This window comes from Aminobacter sp. DSM 101952 (assembly GCF_001424795.1).
In the GTDB taxonomy this organism is placed as follows: domain Bacteria; phylum Pseudomonadota; class Alphaproteobacteria; order Rhizobiales; family Rhizobiaceae; genus Aminobacter; species Aminobacter aganoensis.
Genome location: NZ_LMCL01000003.1, coordinates 101,783 through 114,338, shown reverse-complemented (window position 1 = coordinate 114,338; position 12,556 = coordinate 101,783). Strand labels below are relative to the sequence as shown.

15 protein-coding genes are annotated in these 12,556 nt (G+C 65.9%); 10 read left to right on the top strand and 5 right to left on the bottom strand.

Annotated elements, in window-relative coordinates; all coding sequences use genetic code 11:
* Positions 1-49 precede the first annotated feature (49 nt).
* Both ASC75_RS05065 and ASC75_RS05060 read right to left on the bottom strand, forming a co-directional pair.
* The gene (locus tag ASC75_RS05065) at positions 50-1,060 is read right to left on the bottom strand and encodes a P1 family peptidase (RefSeq protein WP_055971666.1); all 1,011 of its coding nucleotides are present in this window, start codon (positions 1,058-1,060) and stop codon (positions 50-52) included.
* Entirely contained in the window at positions 1,060-2,133 is a 1,074-nt protein-coding gene (locus tag ASC75_RS05060) for a branched-chain amino acid ABC transporter substrate-binding protein (protein WP_055971201.1), read from the bottom strand. Before ASC75_RS05060 ends, ASC75_RS05065 begins: the two co-directional genes overlap by 1 nt.
* Positions 2,134-2,286: 153 nt before the next feature.
* On the opposite strand from ASC75_RS05060, the gene ASC75_RS05055 reads away from it, so the two are divergent.
* A complete protein-coding gene (locus ASC75_RS05055) occupies positions 2,287-2,781 on the top strand; it encodes a flavin reductase family protein (RefSeq protein WP_055971198.1) in 495 nt (164 codons plus the stop codon).
* Between the two features lie 20 nt (positions 2,782-2,801).
* Positions 2,802-3,731, top strand: a complete 930-nt coding sequence (locus ASC75_RS05050) for a MoxR family ATPase (protein WP_055971196.1) — start codon at positions 2,802-2,804, stop codon at positions 3,729-3,731.
* 96 nt (positions 3,732-3,827) lie between these two features.
* Here ASC75_RS05050 and ASC75_RS25865 read toward each other — a convergent pair whose 3' ends face one another.
* Positions 3,828-3,971 carry a hypothetical protein gene (locus ASC75_RS25865; RefSeq protein WP_156381111.1) on the bottom strand — a complete coding sequence of 48 codons (144 nt, stop codon included), beginning with the start codon at positions 3,969-3,971 and terminating at the stop codon, positions 3,828-3,830.
* Between the two features lie 186 nt (positions 3,972-4,157).
* Here ASC75_RS25865 and ASC75_RS05045 point away from each other — a divergent pair, with 186 nt between their 5' ends.
* The 5 genes from ASC75_RS05045 (at position 4,158) to ASC75_RS05025 (ending at position 9,181) form a co-directional block, all read left to right on the top strand.
* A complete protein-coding gene (locus tag ASC75_RS05045) occupies positions 4,158-5,393 on the top strand; it encodes a VWA domain-containing protein (protein WP_055971193.1) in 1,236 nt (411 codons plus the stop codon).
* Positions 5,394-5,411: 18 nt separating this feature from the next.
* Positions 5,412-5,747, top strand: coding sequence for an XdhC family protein (locus ASC75_RS05040; RefSeq protein ID WP_055971191.1), 336 nt, complete (start codon positions 5,412-5,414; stop codon positions 5,745-5,747).
* Between the two features lie 4 nt (positions 5,748-5,751).
* Positions 5,752-6,462: an XdhC family protein gene (locus ASC75_RS05035; protein WP_055971188.1), complete on the top strand. Its 711-nt coding sequence runs from the start codon at positions 5,752-5,754 to the stop codon at positions 6,460-6,462.
* Entirely contained in the window at positions 6,459-8,069 is a 1,611-nt protein-coding gene (locus tag ASC75_RS05030) for a molybdopterin-binding/glycosyltransferase family 2 protein (protein WP_055971184.1), read from the top strand. The genes ASC75_RS05035 and ASC75_RS05030 overlap by 4 nt, the downstream gene beginning before the upstream one ends.
* Positions 8,070-8,338: 269 nt before the next feature.
* Positions 8,339-9,181, top strand: a complete 843-nt coding sequence (locus tag ASC75_RS05025) for an alpha/beta fold hydrolase (RefSeq protein WP_055971180.1) — start codon at positions 8,339-8,341, stop codon at positions 9,179-9,181.
* Position 9,182: 1 nt separating this feature from the next.
* On the opposite strand, the gene ASC75_RS05020 is transcribed toward ASC75_RS05025, so the two are convergent.
* Complete coding sequence (locus ASC75_RS05020) at positions 9,183-10,223, bottom strand: DUF1176 domain-containing protein (RefSeq protein ID WP_055971177.1); 1,041 nt, start codon at positions 10,221-10,223, stop codon at positions 9,183-9,185.
* 66 nt (positions 10,224-10,289) lie between these two features.
* A complete protein-coding gene (locus ASC75_RS26360; RefSeq protein ID WP_156381110.1) occupies positions 10,290-10,460 on the bottom strand; it encodes a hypothetical protein in 171 nt (56 codons plus the stop codon).
* Between the two features lie 331 nt (positions 10,461-10,791).
* Here ASC75_RS26360 and ASC75_RS05015 point away from each other — a divergent pair, with 331 nt between their 5' ends.
* The 3 genes from ASC75_RS05015 (at position 10,792) to ASC75_RS05005 (ending at position 12,175) form a co-directional block, all read left to right on the top strand.
* Positions 10,792-11,271: a hypothetical protein gene (locus ASC75_RS05015; protein ID WP_055971175.1), complete on the top strand. Its 480-nt coding sequence runs from the start codon at positions 10,792-10,794 to the stop codon at positions 11,269-11,271.
* 100 nt (positions 11,272-11,371) lie between these two features.
* Positions 11,372-11,620, top strand: coding sequence for a ParB N-terminal domain-containing protein (locus tag ASC75_RS05010; RefSeq protein WP_055971171.1), 249 nt, complete (start codon positions 11,372-11,374; stop codon positions 11,618-11,620).
* An 87-nt stretch (positions 11,621-11,707) separates the two neighbouring features.
* Positions 11,708-12,175, top strand: a complete 468-nt coding sequence (locus ASC75_RS05005) for an SRPBCC family protein (RefSeq protein WP_055971168.1) — start codon at positions 11,708-11,710, stop codon at positions 12,173-12,175.
* The last annotated feature ends 381 nt before the right edge of the window (positions 12,176-12,556 follow it).

The following is a 12,556-nucleotide window of genomic DNA, read 5'->3' as shown; positions in this document are numbered from 1 at the left end:
CAGTTTTTCAGGCGAATGCGCTAAGATACCGTCAACAAAGGATTTTGGGTCAGCCTTTGCGTGCCGACCACACAGGCATTATGTCGCCGGGCGCAGCCGATGCGGCCTGCACCCCCCGCGCGATCGCCCGGGCCATTGTCGAGGCCGCGGCGGCGTAGAAATCGACGACATCGGCCTGTCCGACCTCGATCCCGCTCGCCCCCGTCGCCAGCGCAAACACCAGGTCGCCGTCGAACGGCGTGTGCACCGGCCAGATGGCGCGGGTGAAGCCGTCATGCGCCGCGATCGCCAGCCGCTTGGCGGCGGCCTTGGTCAACACCGCGTCGGTGGCGACGATAGCGATGGTGGTGTTGGCCATGGCACTGTTTTCTTCCTCGTACTTCTTGAACACGCGGGAAGCGTCGGCAGGCATCGGCGAGGGGTAGCCGAGGCCGCCGAACTCGGCGTCCAGTTCGAAGGGAGCGGCCCAGAAGTGCCTGGAGCGCCCCACCGTCACCGAACCGGTGGCATTGACGGCGACCAGCGCGCCGACCGTCACGCCATTCGGCAGCACGGTCGAGGCCGAACCCAGCCCGCCCTTGAGCCCGGCCGTCAGCGCGCCCGTGCCGGCGCCTATGGTGCCAAGGGCGAATTCGCGGCCGGCAGCCTGCGCGGCGTCATATCCCAGCTCGCGATAGGGCGGGTAACGGCCCCAGTCCTTGTCGCCGCCGTTGAGCATGTCGAACAGGATCGCCGCCGGCATGATCGGGATGATCTGGTCCCGAACGGCAAAGCCGATGCCTCTCTCGCGCAGTGCCGCCTGCACGCCCGAAGCGGCATCGAGGCCGAAGGCCGAGCCGCCGGCAAGCGCTATCGCATTGACGGTCTCGACCGTGTTGTGCGCGTCGAGCAGGTCGGTCTCGCGTGTTCCCGGCGCGCCGCCCAGCACTTGCACGGCGGCCGTCGCCGGTGTGTCGCACAGGACCACCGTCACGCCCGATTTCGCCTTTCCGTCGGCGGCATTGCCGACCCGCAGGCCGGCCACGTCGGTGATCAGGCTGAGCGGCCCGGCTTTCAGCATCATTCGGCCTCTGCGGGCTGGTAGGTTGCGCCGTCGAAGCGGAACAGGCGCAACGGGGTCTCGGCGAGGTCCCCCCTGGCGTCGAAGCGGATTTTTCCGATGGCCGTATCGAATTCGGTACCGGCCAGCACGTCCGCGACTGGCTTGCCGCCCGTTATTGCGAGATCGGCTGCGGCGCGCGCGACTTCCACCGCCGCATAGGCGGGCAGGGCGTAGCCGTCCGTCACCGCCTTTGCCGTCTCGAACGCCGCCAGCACATCGGGGCTCGCCAGGCTCGACCACTCCGGAGCCGCGATCATCAGCGTGCCCTCGGCGGGCGGGACGGTCCGGTCGGCCACGCGAAGCGTATCGCCGCCGGCAAACACGATGCCGACGCCCAGCGATGCCGCGTCGCGGCCCATCACCGCGACATCCTCGCCGTCACCGCCGACGAACACATGCGTGGCGCCGGCCTTGCGCAGCCGGCCGATTAGCGCCACCTGGTTGTCGAGCTGCGGCCTGAACGTGTCCAGGAACACCGGCTTCAACCCGGCTTGTTCCGCGCTCGCCCGGACGCTCTCGGCGAGTTCGCGGCCATAGATCGTGCCGTCGTCGACGATGGCGAACAGCTTGTCGGCCCACAGCCGCGTCAGGATCGAAGCTGCCGCCTCGCGCTCGCCGTCGCCGCGCGGTCCAAGCCTGAACACCTGCCAGCCGGTCTTGTCGCGCCGGTCGGTCAGGCTGTCGGTGCGCACGCCGACCGTGATGACGGGTATTCGTGCATCCTTGAGCACGGGCAGTGCGGCCTCGATCGCTTCGGTGCAGAGAAAGCCGGTGACGACGGCGACCTTGGCATCGACGAAGCGCTTCGCGGCATCGGCCCCGCCCTCGGCCGTGCACTGGTCGTCGGCAATCTCGAGTGCTACGCCGTCACGCGCGGCAGCCAGCGCCGCGCCGGTCCTGATCTGCTCGCCGAGAATGGCCGACGGGCCGGAAAGCGGCGCAGCAACGCCGATCTTCAACGGTTCGGCCTGGGCGGCCAGCGCCACGAGCGATGCGGCCAGGGCAGTGGCGATGGCAGTTGCGGATCGCATTCGGTCCAACAAAATCCTCTGCGCGCACAAGTTTACGCGATGTCTTTGACCTACTGCCTGGCCCATGCAAGCGCAATGTGCTTGTGCCCACTTGCTTGTGAGCCCAATGATGCGGGCATATATAGCGCTCAGGGTTCATTGCAGGAAAATCCGTTGCTGAAGAAGTTTGAAGTCGGGCCGCAGGCCTATCGCGACGCCATGAGCCACTTTGCCGGCGCCGTTCATCTGGTGACGACCGACGGTGCAGCCGGCAGGCGCGGCGCAACCATCATCGCCGCCTGCTCGGTCTCCGACACCCCGCCGATGGTCCTGGTCTGCGTCAATCGCGAGAATCCCAAGAACGACGCCTTCGTCGAAAACGGCAATTTTGCCCTCAACACGCTGGCCGCCAGACACGAGCCGCTCGCCGTCGCCTTTTCCGGCGTCACCGGCCTGCCGCCGGAGGAGCGCTTCGCCCTTGGCGATTGGGAGGTCCTGGCCTCCGGCGCGCCGGCGCTGATCGGCGCGGTCGCGGTGTTCGACTGCGAACTGGTCGACAGCAAGGAACTGGCCACCCATCGCGTCATGTTTGGCAAGGTGACAGGCCTGCGCATCGGCGATAACCTCCGCCCGCTGATCTATCACGGCCGCAGCTACCACGTGCTGTAGGCCGTTTTCCCGGAATCGCCATGACCGACCGCACGCCTCGTCCCATCCCGCAAACGATCGACGAGACGCTCGATCTGCTGACCGGAGCCGACTACGTCGCCGACCGGGCCCTGGCGACGGTGCTGTTTCTGTCCCTGTGCATGAACCGGCCGCTGTTTCTCGAAGGCGAGGCCGGCGTCGGCAAGACCGAGATCGCCAAGGTTCTGGCCAGCGCGCTCGGGCGCCGGCTGATCCGGCTGCAATGCTACGAGGGCCTCGACGTCTCGTCCGCCGTCTACGAATGGAACTATGCGGCGCAGATGATCGAGATCCGCATGGAGGAGGCGACAGGCAAGGTCGACCGCTCCGACATGGAAAAGAACGTCTTCTCCGAGAAATACCTGATCCGACGTCCGGTGCTCGACGCGCTCACCGGCACGCAGGGTGCGGCCCCCGTCTTCCTCATCGACGAACTCGACCGCACCGACGAGGCCTTCGAAGCCTTCCTGCTCGAAATCCTTTCCGACTACCAGGTCACGGTGCCCGAGCTCGGCACGATCAAGGCCGAGGAGCCGCCGATCGTCATCATTACGACCAACCGCACCCGCGAGATCCATGACGCCCTCAAGCGCCGCTGCCTCTATCATTGGGTCGACTATCCCAATGCCGAGCGTGAGCTCGAGATCGTCCGCCGCAAGGTGCCGCAGGCCAACCAGCGTCTTTCCCATGAGGTCGTGCGTTTCATCCAGAGGCTGCGCGAGATCGAATTGTTCAAGGTGCCCGGCGTCGCCGAAACCATCGACTGGGCCAGCGCGCTCACCGAACTCGACAAGGTGGCGCTCGATCCCGAGACGATTTCCGACACGATCGGCGTGCTGCTCAAATACCAGGACGACATTGCGCGCATCGAACAGGGCGAAGGCCGCCGCATCCTCAACGAGGTGAAGGCGGAGCTGGCGGCGGCGGAGTAGGTCTGATGGTGCTCCACTCGCCCGCTTCATCCGGCCGTCAGCTGGTTGAACGCGTTGGCGTGAGCCCCGTCTCGGTTCGCATTCGGTTTGGAAAAGTCAGTCCTGGGCCGGATTCGATGTCTTCGCCGTCACGGCATGGATTCCCGACACTCTCCGCTCGCTTTGCTCGCTCACGAGGTCGGGAATGACGACCTTCATGACCGTCACCGCCATTCGCCGGCGCATGCCCTTGGCAGCCAATCGCAGGCGTCTGCGATTTGCGAAAACGCTTCCTCTCGCTTGTCATTCCCGACCTCGTGAGCGAGCAAAGCGAGCGGAGAGTGTCGGGAATCCATGCCGTGATCTGAATGAAGTCCAGTCGGGTCCAATGATGATCCCATTCAGTGGCTTCGACCAGGCGGCAGCTGCAACCGGGGGCATCGCGACATGACGCCCCGTAGTGCCACCCCCGACGGCCGCATCGCCGACAATATCGTCTATTTCGCCCGCGCCTTGCGCAAGGCCGGCATGCGCGTCGGCCCGGCTTCGGTCAAGGATGCCATCGAGGCGGTGCTGGCGGCAGGCATCGGGTCGCGCGACGATTTTTACTGGACGCTGCATGCCGTTCTGGTCACCCGGCACGAGGATCACCCGACCTTCGACGAGGCCTTCCGCCTGTTCTGGAAATCGCGTGAGCTGATCGAAAAGCTGCTGGCGATGTTTTCGCCTGTCGCGCCCGACCATCGCGAAAGGCAAAAGCCGCGCGCTGCCGAAAACCGCGTTAGCCAGGCAATGTTCGAGGGTCACCAGAAAAACCAGCCGCCACGCGAAATCCCCGAGATCGAGGTCGACGCCCGCTTCACCGTCTCCGGCAACGAAATGTTGCGCGCCAAGGACTTCGCCCAGATGAGCGCCGACGAGATCACGCAGGCGCGGCGCGAGATCGCAGCGCTTCGGCTGCCTTTCGACACCGTGCGCACCCGCCGCTTCAAGCCCGACCCGCATGGCGGCAAGGTCGATCCGCGCGCCATGATGCGTGCCGCCGCCCGCACCGGCGGCCAGTTGATCCTGCCAAGATTCCGGTCGGTGCGCGAAGTGCACCCGCCTCTGGTAGTGCTGGCCGACATCTCCGGTTCGATGAGCCAGTACACACGCATCTTCCTGCATTTCCTGCACGCCCTGACCGAGAAGCGGCGGCGCGTCCACACCTTCGTCTTCGGCACCAGGCTGACCAACCTGACCCGCCAGATGCGCCACCGCGACCCCGATGCGGCGCTTGCCGACTGTTCCGCCGCGGTCAAGGACTGGTCGGGCGGCACCCGCATCGGCGACACGCTCGGCGAGTTCAACCGGCTGTGGTCGCGCCGCGTGCTCGGGCAGGGTGCCGTCGTGCTGCTGATCACCGACGGGCTCGAGCGAGACGATGTGGCCGGCCTTTCCGAGGAGATGGAGCGGCTGAAGAAATCCTGCCGCCGGCTGATCTGGCTCAATCCGCTATTGCGTTTCGACGGCTTCGAGGCGCGCGCCCGCGGCGTTCGCGCCATGCTGCCCTATGTCGACGAGTTCCGCCCGGTGCACAATCTCAATGCGCTCGGCGACCTTTGCGCGTCGCTCGGCGCGCCCGCATCGCGCCAAAGCGACCCCAGATTGTGGATGATCGACGGCCAGCGCCGGGCGGCGTAAGGTCATGAGGGAGGTTCCATGCCAAGCAAGTTTCTCGACGAAGCCCGCGATCCGCTGATCATCGCCGAAGGCTGGATGAAGGACGGCAAGGATGTCGCCATTGCCACCGTGGTCGAGACCTGGGGCTCGGCGCCGCGTCCGGTGGGCAGCCATCTCGTCATCGATGCCGAGGGCACCTTTCACGGCTCCGTTTCCGGCGGCTGTGTCGAGGGCGCGGTCATCTCCGAAGCGCTCGAAGTGATCGGCAGCGGCCAGGCGAAGATGCTTGAGTTCGGCGTTGCCGACGAGACGGCCTGGCAGGTCGGCCTGTCGTGCGGCGGCCGCATCCGCGTTTATGTCGAGCGGTTGGGCTAGAGCGATGGATCCGTTTGCACTGAAGACGCTGAACGCCGAGCGCCGCGCGCGCCGTGCCGCCATCCTGGTCACCGACATCGGGGATGGCCGCGATCGTGTCGTCAAGGAGGGCGATGTTGTCGCCGGCGATCTCGGCGAGGCGATCTCCAGGGCCTTCCGCACCGGCCTTTCCGGCACCGCCGAGGCCGAAGGCCGCCAGTTCTTCCTCAACGTTCACCTGCCGCAGCCCCGGCTGGTGGTGGTCGGCGCCGTCCATATCAGCCAGGCGCTGGCGCCCATGGCCAGGATCGCCGGCTTCCCGCTCCAGATCATCGATCCGCGCACCGCGTTTGCCAGCGACGAGCGCTTTCCCGATGTCGAACTTCGCGCCGAATGGCCCGAGGATGTGCTGACGCACTGCCCGCTCGACCGCTATGCGGCGCTGGCGGCCGTCACCCATGATCCCAAGATCGACGATTTCGCGCTCAAGGCGGCACTCGACGCCGACTGTTTCTATGTCGGCGCGCTCGGCAGCCGCAAGACCCACGCCAAGCGTGTCGAGCGGCTCCTCAGCATGGGCGCGACGGCGGCGCAGATCGAGCGTATCAATGCGCCCATCGGCCTCGACATCGGTGCCGCCAACCCGGCCGAGATCGCGGTCGCGGTCCTGGCTCAGGTCATCGCGGCTTTCCGTTCGCGCGGCCTGGGTGCCAAAACGACAAGCGAGGCGGCGTGAAATTCGGCACGATACCTGTCGGACAGGCAGTCGGCGCGGTGCTGGCGCATTCCACCAGCGCCGACGACCGCCGCTACCGCAAGGCCCATGTCCTTGCTGCCGAAGACATCGCCATCCTTGAGGCCGCCGGCCTGACGGAGATCGTCGTTGCGGTGCTGGACCCGGGCGACCTCGGCGAGGACGAGGCCGCAGAGGCGATCGCGGCGAGCATGCGCCATCGCCACATCGAGGTGAAGCCGGCGGCGACGGGCCGGGTCAATCTGCACGCGCTTGAAGCCGGCGTTTTCACCGTCGATGCCGGCTTGGTCGACGCCATCAACGCCATCGATCCGTCGATCACAATTGCCACGCTTGCCCGGCATGCCACCGTTGAAAAGGGCCAGATGATCGCGACCGTGAAGATCATTCCTTTCGCCGTGTCCGGCGACCTCGTGCGCCAGGCAACGGATATTTGCGCGCGCAGCGAGATCTTCGCCGTCAATCCGTTCGTGCCCAGACGCGTCGGCGTCATCCAGACGGTGCTGCCAAGCGTCAAGCCAAGCGTGCTCGACAAGACGGCGCGGCAGACCGAGCACCGGTTGGCCCGCTCGGGCAGCCGCCTGACGGCCGAGCGCCGTACCCCCCACGAAGCTTCGGCTGTCGCCGAGGCGGCGAGGGCGCTGGCCCGCGAGCACGACATGGTCGTTATCTTCGGCGCCTCGGCCCTTGCCGATTTCGACGATGTGATTCCCGCTGCCATCCGGGCGGCCGGCGGCACGGTTGTCCGTTCGGGCATGCCGGTCGATCCCGGCAATCTGCTGGTGCTCGGTCATATCGGCAACACGGCGGTCATCGGCGCGCCCGGCTGCGCCCGCAGCCCCAGGGAGAACGGCTTCGACTGGGTGCTCGACCGGCTGATTGCCGGGCTGGAGGTCACCGCTGCCGACATTGGCGGCATGGGCGTCGGCGGGCTCTTGATGGAAATCCCGACGCGTCCGCAGCCGCGCGAGGCACCGGCCGTGCCGGTCGCGCCGAAAGTCCATGCCGTGCTGCTCGCCGCCGGCCGCTCCAGCCGCATGGGAGGGCCCAACAAGCTGCTGGCGCTGTTCCAGGGCAAGCCGCTGGTGCGTCGCACTGCCGAGCGGGTGCTTGCCTCCAGGGCCGAAGGCACTGTCGTTGTGACCGGCCACCAGGCCGCTCGCATCCGTGAGGCCATCGCCGGGCTCGACATTCCCATAGCGCACAATGCCGACTTCGCTTCCGGCCTCGCCGGTTCGCTCAAGGCGGGCGTGTCGGCACTTCCCGAGGATGCCGCCGGCGCGCTGGTCGTGCTTGGCGACATGCCCGAAGTGCTGGCGACCGACCTCGACCGGCTGATCGAGGCGTTCGAGCGGGCAGGCGGCCGTGCCGTCGTCCGCGCCACCCACGACGGCAAGCGCGGCAACCCCGTCATCCTGCCGCGGTCGCTGTTCCCTGCCGTCGCCCATCTCGAAGGCGACACCGGCGCGCGGCACCTGATCGAGAGCGAGGGTGTCGATGTCATCGACATCGAGATCGGGGCAGGGGCCGCCGTCGACGTCGACACGCCCGAGGCGCTCGAAGGTGCTGGCGGGGTGCTGCAGGATTGAGGCTGTTGACAAACCGCCTGTCGGCTAGCCAACCCTGCGTCATGTCGATCGATTCAGCCTTGCATTCCTTCGCGCCCCCCTCTGTCCTGCTGGACATCTCCCCCTCAAGGGGGGAGATCAGCAGTTGCGCGGGTGTTGCTTTCCCGACGTTGCCGAAGGGCGCGGATGCCGATGACAGCCAATCTCCCCCCTTGAGGGGGAGATTGCCGGCAGGCCAGAGGGGGGCGTCGGGCGCAAGGCTTCGCCGGCTTGCGTTGGGCGTTATCTCGATGGCGTGCGCAACGCTCGCCTTTCCCGCCTCGGCCCAAACCCTTGCCCCCTACAAGGACGACCTTTTCGCCTATCCCGCGATCCTCTCGTCCGAGGGCGACACCTACCGCGTCGTCGACTACCAGGAGATGCGCGATATCAACGCGCGCGACCAGGTGCCGGAGCGACGGGTCCAGGGCAAGTATGTCTCGACCGGCGTTCGTAAGGTCCAGCAGGATCTGGTGCTGAAGCTTGACGTCGGCGACATCAGGCATTTCGCCGTCGGCAAGGCCGAAGGTGCTTCGGTCATCGTGCTTTATCTCCACGGCCAGGGCGGCAGCCGCAAGCAGGGCGTCGACGACTTCACCTTCGGCGGCAATTTCAACCGCATCAAGAACCTCATGGCCGCCAATGGCGGGCTCTATCTCTCGCCCGATTTTTCAGACTTCGGCGACAAGGGCGTGGCCGAAGTGGCAGCCCTGATCGACCACTACGCTGCGCAATCACCGGGCGCGAAGATCGTCGTCGCCTGCGGTTCGATGGGCGGGGCACTGTGCTGGGGGCTCGCGCGCGATGCCCGGGCTGCCAAGCGGTTGAGCGGGCTGATGTTGCTCGGCTCGCTCTGGGACGACGGCTTTCTCAAGTCACCCGCCTTCAAGGCCGGGGTGCCCGTGTTCTTCGGCCAAGGCAGCAAGGACCCGGTTTTCCCAGTCGACAAGCAGCAGGCGTTCTTCCGCTCGATCCTGGCAAAGAACAAGGGTTACCCCGCGCGCTTCGTCCGCTTCGAGACCGGCACTCATGGCACGCCGATCCGCATGACCGACTGGCGCGACACGCTCAACTGGATGCTTCAGGCGAAATAGCTCATGGCCCGGTGTTGTAGTCGAGCATGCTCTCCGGGTTGATCTCGCCGTCATAGGACGCATCGACGTCGTATTTGACCAGCGTGAAGGCGCCGTCGCGGAAGATCCAGACGCCGTCGGACGAGGCATCGCCGACACCGCGCCACTTGGCATGCGACATCAGCGTCATGGTCTTTTCGTCATAGTCCGAGTTCACCAGCTGCGTCTCGGCGCGGTAGCCGATCACGCTCAGGCTCTCGAGCTTGCCTTCGCTGTCGTCGTTTTCGTAGCGGATGTCGAGTTCGGGCGTGGCGAAATGCTGCTGGTTGAGCCCGTTGAGCTCGTTCCACAGGTAGTAGACGTGGGTCTCGTTGTAGGCGCCCATCGAGCAGAAAAAGCGGAACAGCCTTGCTTCATTCGGCTTGGCGTCGGGCGCATCCGACTTGTTGACGTAGCTGATCTTGTAGCTCCTGGCGGCGCCTTCGCCCTCGCGGCTGGCGTCGCACTGGCCCTTGTAGTCGGCGGCAAACAGCTTCGTCGCCTGGTCGAACAGGGCGTCGGTCTCGGGCGGCGGGGTGTCGCCGCATTGTTTCGGCAGGGCGCCGGCAAGGTCGCCTTCGGCCGGCTTGAGGCTACCCTTTTCGAGCAGGATCGGCTTGAACGGCGGCTCCTGCGCCGCCGCGTTGACCTGGCGGGCGGTGTAGCAGCCGGCAAAGACCTTCTCCGTGCCGTCGCCGGCGACGGCGCGGATCGCCACCGGGATGTTGTAGAAGATGCTGCCTGCAGCACCTTCGGAGCTGACGGTGCCGGTCTCGACATCGACGCGTTCGGTCGTCTCATATCCCTTGGCGAATTCGGCAAAGTCCTTGGCGGGCTTGGTTTCGCCGAAATAGTCCCAGGCGCGGGCATATTCCTTGCGGCTCACCGCATTGTAGAGCGAGCGGACGACGGCGGCCGCGTCGGACCGGTCATCGAGATAGGGCAGTTCGGCTGCGAAGGCCTGGACGGGCCACAGCGCCGAAAGGGCCAGCATGGCGGCGGCTGTCTTGGAAACGGTTTTCATCGCGAATCTCCTGCCTGCCGCAATGATGCATGATCGATTGCGGCAGCGCAGTGACGCGCGGGACCATCAAGCCTGGCGCGTCGACATTTCGCGGGCGATGCGCGGGAAGTCGGCGGGCTTGATGCCGATGTCGGAGCGGTCGGCATTGCTCATCGCATTGAGCAGCGCCAGCGCTGCGCGATAACCTGCCTGTTCCTTGGGGCGCGGGCGGGCGAACAGTTCGGTGTAGAAACCCATCTTTCAGGCTCCTGTTGGTCCTCCCATGGGTACATATAGGCGATGCCATCGCGATTGTGCAGTGCAGCATCGGCATGGCTGCCATGCAGTCCGCCAGATTTTTTCCCGGTTGGATGAAACAAGGTCCGGTCCGGCTGCGTAATTGCACATGCCGGCGCTGCCGGCTTTCCTCGCCGTATGGCGTTTCCGGGCCGCCGGTCCTCGAGCGGCCCGGCTTTTTCTCGCAGGGTTGCGTAAGATGCGGACGAAGCATCGAAGCGATTTTTAACCCGCCGCCCTTATGGTTCGGCCAGATATTGCGTATCATTTGTTTTCGCGCGGAGGGCCTCGGATGGGGACCGGGATCAACAGGGACTTCGCATCGTTGCTCGACGACCTGTTCGTCGCGTCCGAGCCCGGCGAAGTCGCGCCCGCGCCGACGATCCCCTTCGACTATCTCGCGGTCGCCGATGAGCTGCATTCGGGCCGTATCCGCGTCGCCGGGGAGACGGTGGCCGCAGAGTACCGCGAAGCAGGGGCCGCCCTTGAGGACGAGTTCGTCTCGCTGCTCGACATGGTCAAGGCCGACGCCAAGGCGGCTGCCGTCCAGGAGCCCGAGCCGCCTTCGATCGACCCCGAGGTGATCGCCGCCGAACTGGGGCTGGCCGATGCCAAGCCCGCCGACCTCGCCAGGATGCGCCGCATCTTCGCGCTGGCCAATCATCCCGACCGGGTGGCGCCGCATCTGCGCCAGCGCGCCATGGTGCGCATGCAACTGGCCAACATGATGATCGACGACGCCAAGCGGCGCGGCGCCAAGAAAAAGAGCTGACGCCGCAGGGCGGCTGGTTGCTGTCGTCGGCGGCTGCCTTGGCCAGCCCGGCAAAACACCCTATCTACGGCTAGCTGTACTTCCACAGCCGGAAGCCACCATGCTCAGAGTCCAGAAGATACCGCTCAACGACATCTATGTGCCTTCCGCGCGCAAGAAGACGCTGCATCCCGAAACCGTGCGGCACCTCGCCGAGGACATAGTCGAGAACGGCATGAAGACGCCGATCCAGGTGCGCCATGACGGCAAGCGCTATGTGCTGGTCGAGGGCCTGCACCGGCTCGAGGCGGCGCGCTGGCTGGGCGAAACGACGATCGATTCCTATCTCGTCCAGGCGCGCAAGCACTAGCTGCGGATTCTTTTGCGCCGGCCTGTCGGATCGTCCCGTCGGGGTTCGTCCTTGCTTCGAAAGCCAAATTCATCAGGAGACGACGACATGACTGCTGCCAACGACCGCGAACTGGTGCTGACCCGGATCATCGATGCGCCGCGCGAGAAGCTCTATCGCTGCTGGACCGATGCCGAACTGCTGCCGAAATGGTTCGCGCCGCTGCCCTGGACGACGGCCAGCGCCAAGCTCGACGTGCGCGCCGGCGGCACCAGCGCCATCACCATGCGCAGCCCCGAGGGCGTCGACTATCCGAGCTCCGGCGTCTATCTCGAAGTGGTGCCCAACGAGAAGCTGGTGTTCACCGATGCCTTCACCGAGGCCTGGCTGCCGTCTGAAAAGCCGTTCATGGCCGCGACCGTGACCTTCGAGGATGCCGGTGGCGGCAAGACCAAGTACACCGCCATTGCCCGGCACTGGTCGGTCGAGGATCGCGAGGCCCATGAGAAGATGGGTTTCCACGAGGGCTGGGGCCAGTGCGCCGACCAGCTCGAGGCCCTGGCCAAGACGATTTGAGGCAGCGAGCGGTGCTTCTCCCTTGTGGGAGAGGGTGCCCAGTTCCTCGACAAGTCCGGGAGGGCGGATGAGGGGGGCTGGGCGGAGTGCGGCATCTCCGAGTTCCCACCGGCACCATCCATTTCGTCTCATCTTAACGCTGCACCGCTCCAGATCGACGGCAGTTCGTGTTGGCGGCATCACCAGTAGCGCCCGCCATCCCATCCTTCGACAGGCTCAGGATGAGGGCTGCGCAGGGCCGTTGCGCATGCGCGGCCATGCGATGGCCGAACCTCTTTACCGCCACGCTCGCTTTCGCGCCTGGCCATTGTCATCCTTCGACAAGCTCAGGATGAGGAAGTTCGGGAAGCGGGGCGCGAGGCCGTGCCTTCCGATAGTTTT

Bases quoted from the DNA above. Each gene is read 5' to 3' on its own strand.
- ASC75_RS05065 (WP_055971666.1), bottom strand. From the start codon at position 1,060: ATGCTGAAAGCCGGGCCGCTCAGCCTGATCACCGACGTGGCCGGCCTG.
- ASC75_RS05060 (WP_055971201.1), bottom strand. From the start codon at position 2,133: ATGCGATCCGCAACTGCCATCGCCACTGCCCTGGCCGCATCGCTCGTG.
- ASC75_RS05050 (WP_055971196.1), top strand. From the start codon at position 2,802: ATGACCGACCGCACGCCTCGTCCCATCCCGCAAACGATCGACGAGACG.
- ASC75_RS05045 (WP_055971193.1), top strand. From the start codon at position 4,158: ATGACGCCCCGTAGTGCCACCCCCGACGGCCGCATCGCCGACAATATC.
- ASC75_RS05040 (WP_055971191.1), top strand. From the start codon at position 5,412: ATGCCAAGCAAGTTTCTCGACGAAGCCCGCGATCCGCTGATCATCGCC.
- ASC75_RS05035 (WP_055971188.1), top strand. From the start codon at position 5,752: ATGGATCCGTTTGCACTGAAGACGCTGAACGCCGAGCGCCGCGCGCGC.
- ASC75_RS05025 (WP_055971180.1), top strand. From the start codon at position 8,339: ATGGCGTGCGCAACGCTCGCCTTTCCCGCCTCGGCCCAAACCCTTGCC.
- ASC75_RS05020 (WP_055971177.1), bottom strand. From the start codon at position 10,223: ATGAAAACCGTTTCCAAGACAGCCGCCGCCATGCTGGCCCTTTCGGCG.
- ASC75_RS26360 (WP_156381110.1), bottom strand. From the start codon at position 10,460: ATGGGTTTCTACACCGAACTGTTCGCCCGCCCGCGCCCCAAGGAACAG.
- ASC75_RS05015 (WP_055971175.1), top strand. From the start codon at position 10,792: ATGGGGACCGGGATCAACAGGGACTTCGCATCGTTGCTCGACGACCTG.
- ASC75_RS05010 (WP_055971171.1), top strand. From the start codon at position 11,372: ATGCTCAGAGTCCAGAAGATACCGCTCAACGACATCTATGTGCCTTCC.
- ASC75_RS05005 (WP_055971168.1), top strand. From the start codon at position 11,708: ATGACTGCTGCCAACGACCGCGAACTGGTGCTGACCCGGATCATCGAT.